This is a genomic window from Bariatricus sp. SGI.019, assembly GCF_050315235.1.
Taxonomy (GTDB): Bacteria; Bacillota; Clostridia; order Lachnospirales; family Lachnospiraceae; genus JAFBIX01.
In genome coordinates this window covers 89,898-108,733 of record NZ_JBNPOQ010000001.1, presented here as the reverse complement: position 1 = coordinate 108,733, position 18,836 = coordinate 89,898, and the positions used below count along the sequence as shown (strand labels likewise).

Annotated in this window: 18 protein-coding genes and 1 tRNA gene; 17 read left to right on the top strand and 2 right to left on the bottom strand. The window is 42.8% G+C overall.

The window, feature by feature from the left end; translation table 11 throughout:
- The first annotated feature begins 60 nt into the window (after positions 1–60).
- The 3 genes from ACQRD1_RS00610 to ACQRD1_RS00600 are packed head-to-tail and all read left to right on the top strand — an operon-like array spanning position 61 to position 2,314.
- Positions 61–354, top strand: a complete 294-nt coding sequence (locus ACQRD1_RS00610; protein WP_427786813.1) for a DUF1667 domain-containing protein — start codon at positions 61–63, stop codon at positions 352–354.
- Positions 355–392: 38 nt separating this feature from the next.
- Positions 393–1,370, top strand: coding sequence for a D-2-hydroxyacid dehydrogenase (locus tag ACQRD1_RS00605; protein ID WP_235232255.1), 978 nt, complete (start codon positions 393–395; stop codon positions 1,368–1,370).
- Positions 1,371–1,381: 11 nt separating this feature from the next.
- Entirely contained in the window at positions 1,382–2,314 is a 933-nt protein-coding gene (locus tag ACQRD1_RS00600; RefSeq protein WP_427744738.1) for an AEC family transporter, read from the top strand.
- Between the two features lie 388 nt (positions 2,315–2,702).
- Here the strand turns inward: ACQRD1_RS00600 and ACQRD1_RS00595 are convergent.
- Positions 2,703–2,773, bottom strand: a tRNA-Gly gene (locus ACQRD1_RS00595).
- A gap of 158 nt (positions 2,774–2,931) precedes the next feature.
- Between ACQRD1_RS00595 and ACQRD1_RS00590 the strand changes: the two genes are divergently transcribed.
- The 3 genes from ACQRD1_RS00590 to ACQRD1_RS00580 are packed head-to-tail and all read left to right on the top strand — an operon-like array spanning position 2,932 to position 6,477.
- A complete protein-coding gene (locus tag ACQRD1_RS00590; RefSeq protein ID WP_427744737.1) occupies positions 2,932–3,642 on the top strand; it encodes an ABC transporter ATP-binding protein in 711 nt (236 codons plus the stop codon).
- A 2-nt stretch (positions 3,643–3,644) separates the two neighbouring features.
- Positions 3,645–5,099 carry a COG1361 S-layer family protein gene (locus ACQRD1_RS00585; RefSeq protein ID WP_427786772.1) on the top strand — a complete coding sequence of 485 codons (1,455 nt, stop codon included), beginning with the start codon at positions 3,645–3,647 and terminating at the stop codon, positions 5,097–5,099.
- Positions 5,062–6,477: an ABC transporter permease gene (locus tag ACQRD1_RS00580; protein WP_427786771.1), complete on the top strand. Its 1,416-nt coding sequence runs from the start codon at positions 5,062–5,064 to the stop codon at positions 6,475–6,477. Before ACQRD1_RS00585 ends, ACQRD1_RS00580 begins: the two co-directional genes overlap by 38 nt.
- Before the next feature lie 9 nt (positions 6,478–6,486).
- Here ACQRD1_RS00580 and ACQRD1_RS00575 read toward each other — a convergent pair whose 3' ends face one another.
- A complete protein-coding gene (locus tag ACQRD1_RS00575; RefSeq protein WP_235232250.1) occupies positions 6,487–6,750 on the bottom strand; it encodes a hypothetical protein in 264 nt (87 codons plus the stop codon).
- Between the two features lie 154 nt (positions 6,751–6,904).
- Here ACQRD1_RS00575 and ACQRD1_RS00570 point away from each other — a divergent pair, with 154 nt between their 5' ends.
- The 11 genes from ACQRD1_RS00570 (at position 6,905) to yedE (ending at position 18,826) form a co-directional block, all read left to right on the top strand.
- Positions 6,905–7,969: a PTS sugar transporter subunit IIC gene (locus tag ACQRD1_RS00570; protein WP_347375737.1), complete on the top strand. Its 1,065-nt coding sequence runs from the start codon at positions 6,905–6,907 to the stop codon at positions 7,967–7,969.
- Positions 7,970–8,050: 81 nt separating this feature from the next.
- On the top strand, positions 8,051–8,599 hold the full coding sequence (locus tag ACQRD1_RS00565; RefSeq protein ID WP_235232248.1) for a cob(I)yrinic acid a,c-diamide adenosyltransferase: 549 nt from the start codon (positions 8,051–8,053) through the stop codon (positions 8,597–8,599).
- 129 nt (positions 8,600–8,728) lie between these two features.
- Positions 8,729–9,439: a GTP pyrophosphokinase gene (locus ACQRD1_RS00560; RefSeq protein ID WP_235232247.1), complete on the top strand. Its 711-nt coding sequence runs from the start codon at positions 8,729–8,731 to the stop codon at positions 9,437–9,439.
- Between the two features lie 145 nt (positions 9,440–9,584).
- Positions 9,585–10,250 (top strand): PHP domain-containing protein, encoded by a 666-nt coding sequence (locus ACQRD1_RS00555; protein ID WP_235232246.1) that lies wholly within the window; start codon positions 9,585–9,587, stop codon positions 10,248–10,250.
- Between the two features lie 120 nt (positions 10,251–10,370).
- Entirely contained in the window at positions 10,371–10,976 is a 606-nt protein-coding gene (gene yedF / locus ACQRD1_RS00550; RefSeq protein ID WP_427786812.1) for a sulfurtransferase-like selenium metabolism protein YedF, read from the top strand.
- Positions 10,977–11,084: 108 nt separating this feature from the next.
- Positions 11,085–12,125 (top strand): selenide, water dikinase SelD, encoded by a 1,041-nt coding sequence (gene selD, locus ACQRD1_RS00545; protein WP_235232244.1) that lies wholly within the window; start codon positions 11,085–11,087, stop codon positions 12,123–12,125.
- Between the two features lie 27 nt (positions 12,126–12,152).
- Positions 12,153–13,571: an L-seryl-tRNA(Sec) selenium transferase gene (gene selA, locus ACQRD1_RS00540; protein ID WP_235232243.1), complete on the top strand. Its 1,419-nt coding sequence runs from the start codon at positions 12,153–12,155 to the stop codon at positions 13,569–13,571.
- On the top strand, positions 13,568–15,481 hold the full coding sequence (gene selB, locus ACQRD1_RS00535; protein ID WP_347375738.1) for a selenocysteine-specific translation elongation factor: 1,914 nt from the start codon (positions 13,568–13,570) through the stop codon (positions 15,479–15,481). Before selA ends, selB begins: the two co-directional genes overlap by 4 nt.
- A complete protein-coding gene (locus tag ACQRD1_RS00530; RefSeq protein ID WP_235232241.1) occupies positions 15,481–16,392 on the top strand; it encodes a selenium metabolism-associated LysR family transcriptional regulator in 912 nt (303 codons plus the stop codon). Before selB ends, ACQRD1_RS00530 begins: the two co-directional genes overlap by 1 nt.
- Before the next feature lie 139 nt (positions 16,393–16,531).
- Positions 16,532–17,668, top strand: a complete 1,137-nt coding sequence (locus tag ACQRD1_RS00525; RefSeq protein WP_235232240.1) for an aminotransferase class V-fold PLP-dependent enzyme — start codon at positions 16,532–16,534, stop codon at positions 17,666–17,668.
- A 60-nt stretch (positions 17,669–17,728) separates the two neighbouring features.
- A complete protein-coding gene (yedE, locus tag ACQRD1_RS00520; protein WP_235232239.1) occupies positions 17,729–18,826 on the top strand; it encodes a YedE family putative selenium transporter in 1,098 nt (365 codons plus the stop codon).
- The last annotated feature ends 10 nt before the right edge of the window (positions 18,827–18,836 follow it).

Sequence of the window (18,836 nt, the reverse complement as noted above, 5' to 3'; positions counted from 1 at the left end):
TTTACATGTATTATATGTCCAAATGGCTGTGTGATTGAGACTTAGAAAAAAGGAGAAGAGATCATTGTCTCCGGTAATCTATGTAAGCGAGGAGAAGAGTACGTTAATCAGGAATTGAAAGATCCGAGAAGAACAATCGCCACAACTGTTTCTATTTCAGGGGCTGAGCTGCCGCTGTGCAGTGTGCGCCTGACGAAAGCAATACCGAAAAAAGAGATTTTTAATGTTATGAAGGAAATCCAAAAAGTACGTTTGACAGCACCGGTACGGATCAATCAGGTCGTTATCTCCAATGTCTGTGGACTCGACAGTGATGTGATTGTTACCAAGAATATGGATGCTGTTTCAAAATAATCTGGCCTCATAATAGGAAACGAAAAGGAGGAAAAAAGATGCAGAATACATTAGTCCTTTTGCCACTTGATGAAGAGTATCGAAAGAGAATTATGGCAGCATCGCAGGGAAAAAGCGATGTAGTCTTTTGTGATTCCTCCTGGACGCGCGATGAATATATTTCTGCTCTGCAGTGTGCGGATGTATTGCTCGGTGACCCTGAGCCGGAAGACTTGAATGCTTGTCAGAACCTTAGATGGATGCAGACCACGTGGTCTGGGGTTCGACAGTATGTGACGTGTGAAGTGTTCCGGCAAGGGGCCGTGCTGTGCAATATGACGGGCGCTTATGGGCCTGCCATTGCAGAGCATGAGATGGCGATGATTCTGGCATTGTGTAAAAGGCTGCCTCAATATCAGAACCACCAGTCCAGGGGGTTGTGGAAAATGGCTGGTTTTGATAAGACACTGGAAGGAAGTACCGTTTTGATTCTTGGTGCGGGAGATATTGGATGCGAGCTTGCTAAACGTTTGCGTCCTTTTGTCAAGAAAATCATAGGCATCCGCAGAAGAGAGCGGGAGTATCCCGATTATTTTGATGAGATGATTACGCTGAATGATCTAGATCAATGTCTTCCGCTGGCTGATGTTGTTTCCTGCAGTCTTCCGGATACTTTGGAGACACGACATCTGTTGGATAAAAGGCGACTCCATCTGATGAAAAAGGATGCGATCTTAATCAATGTAGGGCGCGGCAATCTGATTGTTACGGAAGATCTTCTGGAAGTGCTGAAAGAAGGAATGCTGTGGGGAGTTGGGTTGGATGTCACAGATCCGGAACCGTTGCCGCAATATCATTCGCTGTGGAAGCAGCCGAGGGTCATGATTACGCCGCATGTATCCGGCAATGTACATGAGCAAGACAGCCCAAGTATCTGTAGAATCCTGGATTTTGTTGTTCAGAATTATGAGAAGTACATGCAGGGGAAAGATTATGAAAATATCGTGGATATTGATGTGGGATATCGGAAGGGATAAGGTATATTGTTATGAATATGATACCGATTATCTCTCAAATGGCAATCCTGTTTTTAACGGTAGGACTTGGTTTCATCGGTGCAAAGACAGGATGCATGAATGAAGATTCCAATGGACTTCTTTCGAAAATCGTATTGAATCTGACGATGCCATGTTCAATCTTGTATTCCGTTTTTAAGAGCAGTAGGGTCTTGAGTAATGGGCAGGTTGTCCTCCTCCTTATCATGGCAGGTTTTGCTGCGTTGATAATGATTATTCTGTCGAAAATTCTGACCTGCCTGTTCCAGATTCCTGATATCCAGAAAGGAATCTGTGAATTCATGATATTGTTCAGTAATTCTGCTTTTATCGGTTATCCGGTCATTCGGATTATATTTGATGAAAATGCGATCTTTTATGCGGCTGTGGTCAATATGGTATTTACAACACTTTCCTATACGTATGGTGTCACATTATTCGTAAAAAAAGATGAAAATCATCCGCTGGATGTAAAAGTGTTCCTGACGCCAATGGTAATCAGTTCCGTTGCCGCCTGTGTCTTTTATATGGTAAATATCCAGATTCCGGATTTTTTAAAAGATTTTCTGGGATTTGTAGATCAGGTAACAAGTCCTCTAAGTATGGTTTCCATTGGCTGTGCGCTGGCATTCACATCTGGGCGCTACATGACCCGGATGTGGCGGGTGTATCTGGCAGTAGTTTTGCGGATGATGGCAGCACCGATATTCATCGCGCTGATTATGAGGCTGTTTATTTCCAATCAACTTATGATTGGGATTGTGGCAATTATTGTTGCTATGCCGGCAGCGGCCAGTACGACCATGTTTGCCGCAAAATACCATGGCGATCAGGCATTGGCATCCGCCTGTGTCTTCACCAGTACCCTTGCATCAGTGGTTACTATTCCGCTTGTAAGCGCAATCCTGTTTGCCTTTATATTATAGAATGGAGAGATAGATTTAGAAAGTGTTGACACGTTTTTGGAAAATGCATATAATATATTTAACGAGAGAGCCGTTGGTCAGATGAAGAATGACCGCCGGAAAATAAGTGTTATTTAGAATAGCGCCTTATCTTACCAGGACAGGGGCGCTATTTTTTTCGCCTGAAAATAGTTATGACAAGAGTCATAACGGTACAAAGCATAATTACAAATGTAAATAAATCATTGTATGTAACCATAGCATCAACCTCCTTTCTTGTGTTCGGCGGCTGACATAGCACCTCAACGGCTCCCTGGGCAAATATATTATTTTAAATTGGGATTTTTAAGAAAATAGAATTTTAAATAGAATCGAATGGTATATACATAAAAGCAGACAAATAATTTAAAGCAGATAACGGGAGTCGAACCCGCCTTTCCAGCTTGGGAAGCTAGCGTTCTACCGATGAACCATATCTGCTTATATCAATGAATATCTATGAGTGACATTTCTGTCAACACGTCTATTATATTACTTTCCACCATAAATTGCAATATTAAGAAATCTTTCAGAATTTCTATCGAAAGAATTTGTTTTTATACCGTATACTGTAGGCAGAATCAAGAGAGGAGGAGCCTATGGATAAGGTAATCGAAGTAAAAAACCTTTATAAGTTGTACCGGGTAGGTGATGAAGTTGTTCGGGCTCTGGATGGTGTGGACTTTGAAATCTACGAAGGAGAATTTTGCGCAATTGTTGGTACTTCCGGGTCAGGTAAATCTACGCTTCTGAACATGCTTGCGGGACTGGAAAAGCCCACCAAAGGGGAAGTGATCATCAGCCATCATCATATAGAGAAACTGAATGAAGAGCAACTGGTGCGGTTCCGGCGGGAGAATGTCGGGTTCATCTTTCAGTCGTTTCATCTTCTCGGTACCATGAATGCGCTGGAGAATGTCGCATTGCCTTTGAGCTTTCGCGGGGTGCCAAGAGAAGTTCGTATGAAAGAAGCAGATAAGATGCTGAATCTGGTAAATCTGAAGAAACATAAAAACCATCTGCCGAATCAGATGTCTGGAGGACAGCAGCAAAGAGTCGGTGTGGCAAGAGCGTTGGTGGTGAATCCGAAGATCATATTTGCCGATGAGCCGACCGGTAATCTGGACTCTCACACATCCGAGGAAGTAATGGAATTGATGCAGCGGGTGGTGCAAGAACAGAAGAAGACGCTCGTTATGGTAACCCATGATGCACATCTGGCAACTTATGCGGATCGGGTTTTTCATATACGGGATGGAAAAATATTAAAGATAGAGGATAACCGTACCAATCAAGAGAGGGAGGATTGAACATGAGACTATTAAAGAAAGTATTAGCAGGATTCTGCATGGCAGCATTGGTGGTAACGATGGTGAAACCAGCTGAGATACAGGCAGCTTCGCCGGAAATCATCACTATTAAAGCAAAAGATAACAAAGTACCAGTGTTTCAGGCTGGACAGTCACAGACATGGACAATTACCGTGACCAACAGCACATCACAACCATTAAGTCAGGTCGCTCTGGCACCAGAATTAGGAGATAGCGGCGAGTCCTGGCCATTTAAAACAGAATATCAGGATTATAAGCAGTCTGTGGATGTCATTCCGGCAGGGGAATCCTGTGACTTTACATTTGAATTTGTGCAAAGAGAAGATGTACCATCTGCAAGATATACGCTTCAGTTCGTATTAACGGCAGAGAATGAGGTGAAAGCATCTCAGAAGTTTTATGTGAATACAACGGCAAAACCGGAAGATACGAAGTCGAGCCAGGAGGAAGGACAGGAAGCAGATGCAGGTGGATTCAGTAATGGTGGTGTGTCATACAGCGGCGGCGGATCTGCGGGCTCAGGTTCGGTTCCGAGAGTAATTGTTACAGGATTTACCACGGATCCGGCAGAAGTACGGGCGGGCAGCAACTTTACATTAACGATTCATTTGAAAAATACTTCAAAGTCTACAAGAGTCAGCAATATGCTATTTGACCTGAGTGCACCGACAGAAGGAAGTGATGAACAGACAGCAGCACCTGCATTTCTTCCGGCGTCAGGATCAAGTTCTATCTATCTGGAAGGAATCGCAGCTAATGGAACAGCGGATATTTCCATCCAGCTCAATGCAAAAGCCGACCTTCTTCAGAAGCCTTACAGTATCGATATGAGTATGAAGTATGAGGATTCCAGTGCGACTCAGATTGAAGCAACGTCCAGTATATCGATTCCGGTCAAGCAGGATGCGAGATTCGAATTCAGTGAATTTGAGATTAGCCCGGAGAGCATTGCAGTGGGCGAGGAAGCCAACGTGATGTGTAATCTATACAATCTTGGAAAGATTAAATTGTATAATGTAAAGGCTACTTTTGAAGGAAGCTGTATTGACAAAGAAGAGGTATTTGTAGGCAATGTAGAATCTGGCGCAAGCGCTTCTATAGATGCAATGGTAGAAGGAAAGAAAGCGACAAAAGGACCTGCCAAGATTACGATGACATTGAGCTATGAGGATGAAGCCGGTGAGATCAAGACGATGACTAAGGACTTTCAGTTGGAAGTTACAGAAGCCAGTGAGTCGGATCTGGCAGCCATGGATATGGAGGCGGAAGATAAGGGAGGAATCCCGGTCATTCCAATCTTGATTCTTGTTGCTGCATTAGCAGTCATTGCGGCAGCAGTGATCATCATTCGAAAAAAGAAGAAAAAACAGACATTAGTAGAAGAGGAGGCGTTGCTGGATGAACTGGATGGACCTTCTGAGGATGAGCAGCAGTAATTTAAAACGGCGTAAATTAAGAACATTTCTGACAGTTCTAGGGGTATTGATCGGTACAGCATCCATTGTTGTTATGATCTCGCTGGGGCTTGGCATGCAGCAGTCTCTCTATCGGGAAGTAGAACAGTCTGGCGGCCTGACTACTATAAAAGTAACGGGAGCGCAGGCCGGGGAATCTATGATGTATCATTCGTCTGATGAAGAAGAATCTACGAAATATATCAATGACAAATCGGTTGCTCAGTTGGCGGATCTGGAGCATGTGGCCATGGCATCTCCAGTATATGAACTTTCAGTTATCTTATTAAAGGGAAAATATGAAGGCTGGGGGCAGTTGGTCGCTATGACTCCTGGAGCTCTGAAAGCAAAGAACATACCACTGGCTGAAGGTACACTCCCGAATGTGAATAGTGGACACTTGGAGCTGGTATATGGAAATGGGATCCCGACGATGTTTTATGAAAAAGGGACAGATCAGGGGTATTATGAGACTGGTGAATTACCGGATATTGATTTCGCAAAAGACTCTTTATTCATGATTCTAGATCAGGATGCTTATTATAACAGTCAGAATAATGAATCTGGAAGCAATGGAGCAACTGCTGGAACAGTGGATGGAACCGACGGGCAGCAGGTGGTTGTACAATCGGTACAAAAGCATGTCGTAAAAGCTTGTGGAATTGTAGAAGGAAGTCCGGAAGAATATAATGCCAATTACTACAATATATACTGTGAGCTGGATACGTTAAAACAGATACTGAAAAAAGAATTCTCAGGAAGAGTCATCCCTGGGCAGCCTACTACAAAGTCAGGAAAACCATACAAAGACTTTTGTTATTCTTATGCACAGATCAAGGTAGATGATATTGAGAATGTGGATGCGGTGGCTTCCGTTATCCGTGAAATGGGCTATAATGTGGAGACCAATGCAGAATATCTGGATAGCATGAAGAGTCAGTTCGCTATTGTTCAAGCTGTTTTGGGTGGAATCGGAGCAGTATCTCTTCTGGTAGCCGCCATAGGAATTGCCAACACAATGATGATGTCCATCTATGAGCGGACCAAAGAGATTGGTGTGATCAAAGTGTTGGGATGCAGCCTTAAAAATATAAAGCAGATGTTTTTGCTGGAAGCAGCATTCATTGGCCTGATTGGAGGTATTGCTGGCAATATCCTAAGCTTCCTGATGTCGGGCGTGATTAACTTCCTGACTGGTCATGGAGCAGCCATGGGAATCGATGGAAACATATCCTATATACCATGGTGGCTGGTATTATTGTCCATGGGATTTGCCATGCTGGTCGGAGTAGCTGCCGGATACTTCCCGGCACTTCGTGCCATGAACTTAAGCCCATTGGCTGCAATACGAAATGAATAGAGGATTGTATTATTCTTCTATCACATGGATTTCCAGGTAGTCAAAATCAATGGAATCCACAAAATTATCCTGTGTAAACCGCGCTTTGTCATGACGTTTGAATTCCGCAATCGTAGAATCCAGCCAGATAGGTTTGCTCAGATCAAATTCATAACATATGGCATCAAGCGCGTGAAAAATCTTATGGGTCCGGGTATCGTCCGAATCATCACAGATGACGGTATCCCGGATCATTCTATTGTCCTTAAATTCTTTTCCCCATAATCGAAACATAAAAGTATACCTCGCTTTTCCCTATGAATACATAAAAGTATATATTTTTTTGAAAAAACTGTAAAGGGGATGGCTTGATTTCCACTTTATACTATGCTAGACTTGTCAAGTGACAAGACAGCTGTAAAAGTACATAGACTATGAGGAGAAGGGTATGGAAAGGTTTAAAAAGGCATTAGATAAGATTTTTATTGATGGATTGAGTGCGATGGCGCAAGGCTTGTTCGCCACGTTGATTATCGGTACAATCATTCAACAGGTCGGCACACTGATGGGTGGTACAGTCGGTGATATGATTTTTGTAATTGGTAAGGTAGCAGCTTCGCTGACTGGTGCGGGTATCGGTGTGGCAGTGGCTTATAGATTCAAGGAATCCTCATTGGTAGTGGTTTCGGCAGCAACGGCTGGAATGATCGGTGCATTCGCGAGCAAGCTGTTGGCTGGAACGGTTCTGGTTGATGGAGCAATGGTTTACGCCGGACCAGGAGAACCTCTGGGAGCATTTATTGCAGCATATGTAGGTATTTTCTTTGGACATATGGTGGCTGGAAAGACGAAAGTAGATATCTTGGTAACACCAATCGTTTCGATTGGAACGGGTGCGACTGTGGGATTGATTCTTGGGCCGCCAATCTCTGGATTTATGGCATGGCTTGGTTCGCTGATTAACTGGGGAACAGAGCAACAGCCATTTTTGATGGGTATCGTGGTATCCGTATTGATGGGAATGATCCTGACACTTCCGATCAGTTCGGCGGCATTGGGGATTATTCTGAATTTGTCCGGTCTTGCGGCAGGTGCTGCAACGGTAGGATGTTGCTGTAATATGGTAGGGTTTGCAGTGGCAAGCTATCGGGAGAATAAGATCGGAGGTCTATTAGCCCAGGGAATTGGAACGTCTATGCTTCAGGTTCCGAATATTGTGAAGAAACCGGTGATCTGGCTGCCGGTCATCTTATCCAGTGCGATTTTAGGTCCAGTAGGAACGGTAGTATTGCATATGACCAGCAATGCGACAGGTTCTGGTATGGGAACAGCGGGTCTCGTGGGACAGATCATGACGTGGCAGACGATGATCACGACAGAACCAGCATCAGTAGTTCTGATAAAGATTCTGGTCATCCAGATTATTCTGCCGGCAATCGTGACTCTGGGTATCTCTGAATTCATGCGGAAAAAAGGCTGGATTCAGTTTGGAGATATGAAGCTGGATATGTAGTAGAAAGACAACAAAATAAAATCTCTGCTATACAATTTTGCAATAGAATACTATAATGAGAGTAACGTTGATGATTTCAAAATGGACGAAAGCGGGGATACGATTATGACAGGCACAGGAAGAATACACATATACTATGGAGATGGTAAAGGCAAGACGACCGCTGCTATGGGACAGGCAGTAAGGGCTGCCGGGTGTGGGCTTCAGGTGCTTGTTTTTCAATTTTTGAAAGATAATTCCTCGAATGAACGTAAGATTCTGGAGTCCATCTCGAATATTACCTGCCTTCCTGGAAGAGAACCTGTGAAGTTCGTAAGCAGAATGAATGGAGATGAGAAGGCAGAACTGCGTCATTATAATAATAAAGCACTGGACGAGATCGTGAAGTTCTGTCCACCGTTTGATGTGTTGTTATTGGATGAAGCTCTGTGTGCAGTACAGCTGCAAGTTCTCAGTGAAGAAAAGCTTATCAGTTTCCTTCAGCATAAGCCTCGCGGATTGGAGATTATATTGACGGGACATGAGGTATCCAATGACTTTTTAGAAATCGCAGATTATGTCACAAAGATGGTTAAGGTAAAGCATCCTTATGATCTGGGAAAGATGGCGAGAGAAGGAATTGAGTATTAGAATTTTGCATAGAAGTGTAAATATAATCTCTTTCTTAAATAATTGTGAAATCCATGACATCCCATGGTTCATATGTTATACTTAACATAGTACAGAATTAGCTCTTCCCGATGAGAGGAGAGATGCTACATGGAGAATGCAATCAAGAATTATGAAGATGTAGACAGCTGGAAGACGATTATGTTTCTTTATAGCGCCGCGATAAAAGAAGTAGGAACCAAGCTGGATATATTGAATGACGAATTTCAGCATGTACATCAATACAATCCGATCGAACATATCAAGACAAGGGTAAAGTCACCGGAAAGTATTGTAAAAAAATTAAGAAGAAATGGATACGAGATATCAATTGAAAACATGGTAAAGTATGTTAACGATATCGCTGGGGTCAGGCTGATCTGTTCCTTCACATCTGATATTTACAGACTTGCAGAGATGATTGGAAATCAGAGCGACCTGAAAGTACTTTCCATTAAGGATTACATTAAGAATCCCAAGGAAAGTGGATATAAGAGTTATCATATGCTGGTATCCGTGCCGATATTTTTGTCGGACAGTGTAGTCGATACCAAAGTAGAGATACAGATCCGGACCATCGCCATGGATTTTTGGGCAAGCCTGGAACATAAGATTTATTATAAATTTGAAGGGAATGCGCCAGAGTATATCAGTCGGGATCTGAGAGAGTGTGCCGAGATGGTGTCTACACTGGATGAAAAGATGTTGTCATTAAATGAAGCAATTCAGGAATATATAGAAAAGCAGGAAGAGTTAAAAGCAAGTACGAACAGGAAAGAAATAGGGAAGCCTAATCAGCAAGAGCTACAGGGTCTGAGTTGATCTCAGACCTATTTCTTTTGGATAATATATTGATAATATCTATATATAGCCATCAAATATAAAAAAACTCTATTTGAAGCCGAGGCCAAGGATTTATATAATATATAGTGAGAAGGGATACTAAGGTGGCGAAGGAGAATAGGGTATGTTTATAGACACACATATGCATGAAATGACATATTCAAAAGATAGTTTTCTAACATTAGATCAGATGGTACAGATTGCGAAAGAAAAAGGCCTGGGAGCCATTTGCATTACAGACCATGATGATATGGGACTGAAGGATTATGCGGCAGAATATTCGGCAAGAACAGGATTCCCGATATTTGTAGGAATTGAATTCTTTTCATTGCAAGGAGATATTGTAGCGTTTGGAATAGAGGATTATCCCAGAGAGAGAATCCCGGCGCAGGATTTCATTGATCTGGTGAAAGCGCAAGGTGGAGTGTGTTTTGCGGCGCATCCGTTTCGGAATAATAACCGGGGTCTGGAAGAGAACCTTCGCACGGTAAGGGGATTGGATGGACTGGAGGTTCTGAATGGGAGTACTTCGGTAGAGGCCTGCCAGAAAGCGGCAAGATACGCGATGGAACTGGGGTGTTTTACATTGGGATCCAGTGACTGCCACGTACCTGAGAAGGTTGGAGTGTGTGCGACCTATTTCCCAGAAGAAGTTCATACATTACAAGAATTTCTTGCGGTATTTAAGAAAGGGCAGATGAAGCCTGCGTATTATGCCGATGGAGCATATCGTGTGATTGATATAAAAGAATACGAAAGAGGGCGGGGCTATAGTACCTGTGGATTCTAGCCTTTTTCGGAAACTTTTACATATTATTACAAAAAAGTCATTTACCTTTTATGCGAACGATGATAGAATATGTCTATAAGTGTTGAGGGTAAAAAGACTGCAAAGAAAGGTGGAAGCGTCATGATTACAGTCAACGCAATGGGAGATAATTGCCCGATCCCGGTTATTAAGACCAAAAAGGCAATGCAGGCACTTACAGGTTCAGAGACAATTGAAGTCCTGGTAGACAATGAGATTGCTGTGCAGAATGTAACAAAGATGGCAGCAAGTGCCGGAGGACAAGTTTCTTCTGAAAAAGTAGGGGATGCCGAATTTAAAGTTACGATTCAGATGGAAGGTGCTCCAAAGGCAGAGGAACAGGAAGAAGAGACCTGTATGCCGGACGCAAGAAGCAACACTGTTGTAGTCATTTCTTCTGACCGTATGGGAAGTGGTAATGATGAGCTGGGGAAAGTCCTGATCAAAGGATTTATCTTTGCAGTAACTCAGCTTGATACATTGCCAAAGACCATGCTGTTCTATAATGGAGGAGCTACTTTGACAACAGAAGGATCTGACTCTTTGGCAGATCTGAAATCTCTTGAGGCACAAGGCGTCGAGATTATGACTTGCGGAACTTGCCTGGATTATTATGGATTAAAAGAAAAACTGGCTGTTGGTTCTGTGACCAATATGTACAGCATTGTTGAGACGATGGCAAAAGCAGGAAAGATTATTAAACCATAATGTAAGGTGTATAGTAAGACGGCCAGACTCCTGTGACAGCAGGAGCTGGCTTTTTTCATTGCATAGTAAGCTATGCAGGGCAAAAATATTTTTAGGAGGAACAAAAGTATGAAGTCTGATGTCAGATTAACGCAATTATCAAAAACGGCTGGGTGAGCGGCCAAGATAGGTCCGGAGACCCTTGCTCAGGTTCTGAGTAAGCTGCCCCAGTTCCATGATGATAATTTAATAGTAGGTATTGAAACGTCCGATGACGCAGCTATTTACAAAGTGACAGATGAGATTGCAATGATTCAGACAGTAGATTTCTTTACTCCGATTGTAGATGATCCTTATATGTTTGGACAGATTGCGGCTGCAAACTCCCTGAGTGATGTATGGGCCATGGGAGGAGAACCGGCAGTGGCACTTAACATAGTCGGATTTCCGAATTGTCTGGATCCGGCGATCTTGGGCGACATCCTGGCGGGTGGCGCGGATAAAGTGAAAGAAGCAGGTGCGGTACTGGTAGGAGGACACTCTGTACAAGATGATGAACCTAAGTATGGATTATGTGTGTCCGGTTTTGTACACCCTGATAAGATATTTAAAAATTATGGCTGCAGAGCTGGAGACATTCTCGTGCTTACCAAACAGATTGGAAGTGGTGTGGTGAATACTGCCATTAAGGCAGAGATGGCTTCGGCATCCGCCATCAAAGAAGCGCAGACAGTTATGGCGTCTCTGAATAAGAAAGGAAAGCAGGTTGTAGAGAAATACGATGTTTCTGCGTGTACAGATATTACTGGTTTTGGCCTTCTGGGGCATTGTGTAGAGATGGCTTCTGCCAGTGATGTAACATTTGAAATAAATGTAAAAGATATTGCTTATTTTGCAGATGCGATCGATTATGCCAAGATGGGCCTTGTTCCGGCAGGTGCATATAAGAACCGCGGATATTCTATCGGTAAGGTAGAAGCAGGCTCGGTGGAAGAGCATTATCTTGATCTTCTTTATGACCCGCAGACTTCCGGTGGTCTGCTGATCAGCGTATCCCCTGAATATCTTCAGGACATGCTGCGTGATTTTGACAATGCAGGTATGGATACGACGGTTTCGATTATCGGAAAAGTAGCAGAAAAAAGTGACAAATTAATCCGTCTGTTTTAAAACGAATAGAATGTAGAGGAAAAGACGATGAACAAGAAGGAATTATATCGCAGTATTCCAAAGGTAGATGTTCTGCTGGAGGATGAAGAGATTCAGGAGTTAATTGCTCATTACAGCAGAGATACGGTCATGGAAGCGATCCATGTAGAGATGGATAAGCTTCGAAAATATATCGGTCAATGCGATGAGGAAGATAAAGCCAAGACTCAGATTGATCTTTTGAAAGAGCATATTGAGAGAACAGTAGCAGCTATGCATACTCCGAATATGCGTATGGTCATTAATGGGACTGGGACGATTCTCCACACGAATCTGGGACGAGCTCCTATCAGCCAGGAGCATATGAAACGAGTTGCAGCAATTGCAACCGGATATTCCAATCTGGAATATAATCTGGAAGAAGGTCGCAGAGGAGAGCGCTATTCTCATTTTGAAAAATTATTATGTAAAATTACCGGAGCAGAAGCTGCCATGGCAGTAAATAATAATGCGGCAGCGGTGATGCTGATCCTAAGTTCACTGGCAAAAGGCGGAGAAGTAGTTGTATCCCGTGGTGAGCTGGTAGAGATTGGTGGTAAGTTCCGTATTCCGGATGTAATGGAGCAGAGTGGTGCCACACTTGTAGAAGTTGGTACTACGAATAAGACACATTATGATGATTATGAAAATGCAATCACTGAAGAGACAAAAGCACTCTTGAAGGTGCATACGAGTAATTACCGTATCGTGGGATTTACAGATACCGTAGGTATTGATGAATTGATACCGCTTGCCAAAGAGCATGATCTTCCGGTTGTTGAAGACTTGGGAAGTGGTGTGCTGATTGACCTTAGCAAGTATGGGATTACTTACGAACCGACGGTACAGGAGTCAATCGCCAAAGGTGCTGATGTAGTATGTTTCAGCGGAGATAAGTTGTTGGGTGGACCACAGGCCGGAATCATCATCGGAAAGAAAAAATATATCGATATGATGAAAAAGAACCAGCTGACCCGTGCTCTTCGAATTGATAAATTTACAGCGGCAACATTGGAATTGGTGCTGCAGGAGTATCTGTCTGAAGAGAAAGCAATTCAGAATATACCGGTACTTCGTATGATTACCAGACCATTGGAAGAGATCAGGAATGATGCCAGAAGTTTTAGCCGCATGTTAAAACGTGCGGGACTTCCGGCCAGAATAGATGTGCAGCCATGTGAATCACAGATTGGTGGAGGATCACTTCCGCTGGAACGGATTCCGAGTATGGCAGTGACGATTCATCCAGACAAGATCAGTGTACCGGAGTTGGAAGAACGGATGAGACATCTTCCGGTTCCGATTATCCCAAGGACGGTCAATGACACCATTCTTTTGGATGTCCGTACTTTGGATAAGACGACATTTAAATTAATCATCAGCCAGTTAAAAGAACTGGATATATTGGAGGAGACCAGCCTGTTATGAAGAATATAATTATTGGTACTGCAGGTCACATCGACCATGGGAAGACAACATTGATCAAGGCATTGACAGGAAGAAATACAGACCGTTGGGAAGAAGAACAGAGGAGAGGAATTACGATTGACCTTGGTTTTACGTATTTTGATCTTCCAAGCGGAGATCGTGCCGGAATTATTGATGTTCCCGGACATGAAAGATTTATTAACAACATGGTTGCCGGTGTGGTAGGTATGGATCTTGTTCTGTTGGTAATTGCCGCAGACGAAGGGATTATGCCGCAGACCAGAGAACATATGGATATTCTGAATCTTCTGGGGATCGAAAAGAGCATTATCGTACTGAATAAATGTGATCTGGTAGATGAAGAATGGCTGGAATTAGTGGAAGAAGAAGTAAAAGAAGAGCTGCACGGAACGTTTTTGGAACATGCACCGGTGGTAAAAGTATCAGCGGCGACAGGAGAAGGATTGGATTCGCTGATAGATACGATTGTGCATATGACCAGTGACGAAGTAGTATCAAAAGACGTGCAGACAATTCCAAGACTTCCGATTGACCGTGCATTTACACTGTCAGGATTTGGAACGATTATTACTGGTACGTTGGTATCGGGGACCATAACGAAAGAAGATACACTGGAGATGTATCCGATTGGAAAGGAATGTAAGATTCGCAGTATTCAGGTACATGGACAAGATAAGAATGAATGCTATGCCGGACAGCGTGTGGCAATCAATCTGTCTAATGTAAAGAAAAAGGAGATCAAACGAGGTTGTGTGTTGGCGCCGCCAAACAGTATGAAGAATACGGATCTTCTGGATGTAAAACTTCAGATCCTGGATTCATCTATGAGAATACTGACGAACCATACAAGACTGCATTTCTTCACGGGAACCAGTGAGATATTATGTCGTGCAGTCTTGCTTGATAAGGAAGAGATTGGACCGGGCGAGAGTGGCTATGTGCAGCTGCGGCTGGAGGAAGAGATTGCGGTAAGACGAGGTGATAAGTTCGTTGTCCGTTTTTATTCACCGATGGAAACGATTGGAGGAGGCGTGATTCTGGAACCGAATCCAGGAGTGAAGCGACGATTCCGTGAGGAGGTCATCGAAGAATTGAAACGCAAGGAATCTGGTTCTACAGCAGATGTCATTGAACTTCATGTAAAAGAACACAAAGATACATTGATCACAATGACAGAACTGGCAAAATTAACCGCGCTTTCTGTTGAAGAAGTACAGGAAGATGTCAAAGAACTGGAGGAACAAGGGTTAGTCTGCGTATTTCCGATGCGTAAGGACACCTATGTATGGCATACCGACAGCAAAAGAGCGGCTGGCCAGCTCTTGAATCAGGCACTAAAGAATTATGAAGATAAGTATCCGTATCGTTATGGCATGAAAAAAGCGGAAGTTCAGGTTACACATTTCCCAAAGATCAAACCGAATGTGTTTGACAAGATCATTGAAAAACTCATTGATGAGGGACATTTGAAACGAGTGGAAGAATTTTTGTGTACACCGGAATATGAAGTAAGAAAAGATGAGATATATGGCAAAGTATCTAAGATATTGATAGATACATTTGCAAAAGCAAAGTATGATTTCGTGCGTTATTCCGAGATTGATTTCAAAGGAATATCCAGAGATATAGTAGATGATATTTTGAATATTCTCCTGGAAGAACAGAAGATTGTTAAGGTTACAGACGATATGTATACTTTAAGTGAATATATGCAGCATGCGAAGGAGCTGATCCAAGAGAAACTTCAGGAGAATCCTGTGATCACGATTGCGCAGGTAAGAGATATTTTTGAGACTAGTAGAAAAAGTGCGAAACCTATACTTGAATATATGGATGGAATCAAGGTAACCAAGAAAACAGGAGCAGAGAGTGAAAGGGTAGCGTACTAATGAATTTAAAGCAATTAGAAGCCTTTGTCCAGGTGGCAGAAGGAGGAAGTTTTTCGAAAGCGGCAAAAAAGTTATATCTGACACAGCCGACGATCAGTGCACATGTTGCAGCTTTGGAGAAGGAACTCAATGTAAGGCTGTTCGTTAGAAATACAAAAGAAGTCAGTTTGTCTGAAGATGGAAAAGATCTGTATAAATATGCAAGACAAATGGTAGATCTGGAAAAGAAGATTGATGAACGATTTGGAACCAGAGAAGAAGGCGGAAAGCATTGTATAACGATTGCAGCTTCTACCATACCGGCACAGTATCTTCTTCCGAAAGTGCTGATGCGATTCAATGAAAAATATCCGGAAGAGCAGCTGAAGATTATGGAGACGGACAGCGCGAAAGTTGTAACACAGATTGTAGAGCATATGGTTGATGTGGGATTTACAGGAACTGTGTTGGAGAAGAAGCATTGTAAATACATGCCATTCTATAAAGATGAACTGGTTATTATTACACCGAATACAGAGAAATACCAGAAATTGAAGGACCACATGACGGATGATATCAGCTGGCTTTTAGAAGAACATGTGATTTTAAGAGAAGAAGGTTCCGGCACCCGAAAAGAAGCGGAAAAGCAATTGAAACAGGCAGGGGTTGATTTGTCGGATCTGGATATTATTGCAAGTATCGAGAATCAGGAGACGATTAAGAAATCTGTCCGTCAGGGAATGGGAATCTCTATATTATCCAAACTGGCAACAGCTGATGAGGCGGAAGCAGGATATGTGCTTGCATTTCCGATTCCAAAGGCCGATAAGGGAAGGGATATTAATCTTGTATACAACAAGAATTATCAGTTGTCTCGGTCAGCAGAAAGATTTATCAAAGTTGTGAAAGAAGTATATCCGGTAGAAAAATAATTAAACAGCGCCAGTTATAGACGTGATCTATAACTGGCGCTGTTTATAAGGTATTTCAATTAGACGGAACAGGGAATTCAGCATATACTTATAGGTATACGGTTGGGAGTTTCTGAAGAGGAAAGGACGGACAATAATTATGATATATTTAGATAACGCAGCAACTACCATGCATAAACCACAGGAAGTAATTGATGCAGTAGTGGCCGCTATGAGTTCAATGGGGAACGCGGGAAGAGGCGTCAATGACGCCTCTTTAAGTGCTTCCAGAATTATATATGATACCAGAGAAAAACTATGTCATCTTTTTCATGGTACCAATGCAAGGCAGATAGCATTTACGAATAATTCTACAGAAAGTTTGAATATAGCAATCAAAGGGATCCTTAATCCTGGGGATCATGTGATTACCACAATGTTGGAACATAATTCGGTGTTGAGACCGTTGTATGAGATGGAAGCCCGGGGTGTGAAGCTGACAATTGTGAAGAGTAATGAGCAGGGTACGCTAAACATTCAGGATATTGAGGACGCGATTACAGAAGAGACCAAGTTGATTATCTGTACGAATGGTTCTAACCTTACGGGAAATTATATCGATTTAAAGCCGATTGGCGAGATGGCACATAAGCATGGTGTCCTGTTTGCGGTAGATGCGTCACAGACTGCAGGTGTATTTCCGATAGATGTGCAGGACATGCAGATTGATATACTTTGTTTTACGGGACATAAGGGGTTGCTTGGTCCACAGGGAACAGGTGGAATCTATGTCCGGGAAGGACTGTCAGTTCGTCCGTTGAAGTCTGGAGGCAGTGGAGTGCAGACTTATAGTAAGATACATCCGGCAGAAATGCCTACAGCGTTAGAAGCAGGCACACTGAACGGTCATGGAATTGCAGGACTTCATGCCGCATTGGAATATTTGGAAAAGACAGGAATTGATTCAATACGGAATCGGGAACAGGATTTGATGTGGAGATTCTATGAAGGTGTAAAAGATATCCCAAATGTGAAAATATATGGGGATTTCAGCACGAAGAATCGCTGCGCGGTCGTGACATTGAATATAGGTGATTATGATTCTTCCGAAGTGAGTGATGCACTTCTTACAGAATATAATATTTCTACAAGATCAGGGGGACACTGTGCACCGCTTATGCATGAAGCACTTGGTACGGTAGAACAGGGGGCTGTAAGGTTCAGCTTTTCTCATTACAATACGGAAGAAGAGGTGGATACGGCAATAAAAGCGATCCGCGAATTATCACAAGACTAGAATGGGACAACCATTTTTTGTGTCTGGTGAAAGAGAGAGGAATTTAAAGGAGGAGTAAACATGAATTTATCAGATTCAAAGAAAAAATTAGCGCTGGCCGGCGTTATCTGTGGACTTGTAGCGGCATGTCTGGCAGCATTGGGCAATCCGGCCAATATGGCATTCTGTATTGCCTGCTTCATTCGTGATACGGCAGGTGCATTGGGGCTGCATCAGGCAGAAGTGGTACAGTATGCAAGACCAGAGATTATTGGACTCGTATTAGGAGCTTTTATTATCTCAGTAGCAACGAAAGAATATCGTTCTACAGCAGGCTCATCTCCTATGATCCGTTTTATCTTAGGAATGATCATTGTCATTGGTTCATTGGTATTCCTGGGCTGTCCTCTGCGTATGGTGATTCGTATGTCAGCAGGAGATCTGAATGCATGGGTAGCGTTCATTGGATTTATACTGGGAGTTGGAACAGGTGTTATTGCACTTAAAAAGGGATTCAGCCTTGGAAGAGCACACCTGGTGAATAAAGAAAGCGGAGTTGTTCTTCCGGTACTTATGCTTGGAATTTTGATTCTTGCACTGTGTACATCTCTTCTGAAGGCAAGTGAAGCAGGACCAGGAAGTATGCATGCTCCAATTATTGCATCTTTGATTGGCGGTCTGATTTTCGGAGCTTTTGCTCAGAAGTCCAGAATGTGCTTCGCTGGAAGTATCAGAGATATTATCTTGATGAAGAATTTTGATTTATTTAGTGTAATTGCAGGATTGTTTGCTGTAATGTTGGTGTTTAATGTGGCAACAGGACGTTTTGTCCTTGGATTCAATACACCTGGTATCATCGCACATTCTGAGCATCTGTGGAACATTCTTGGTATGTATACAGTTGGATTTGCAGCTGTTCTGGCAGGTGGATGCCCGCTTCGTCAGTTGATTCTGGCAGGGCAGGGCTCTTCTGATTCAGCGATGACTGTAATTGGAATGTTTGTGGGAGCAGCGTTATGCCACAATTTTGGTCTTGCTGCAAGCGGAACCGCATTAAATGCTGAAACACAGGAAGTTGTTGCAGGAGCAGTACCGATGAATGGTAAGATTGCATGCATTATCTGTATTGTTGTATGTTTCATCATTGCGTTTACTAATAAGAGAGATGAAGCAAAATAATATTGAAATA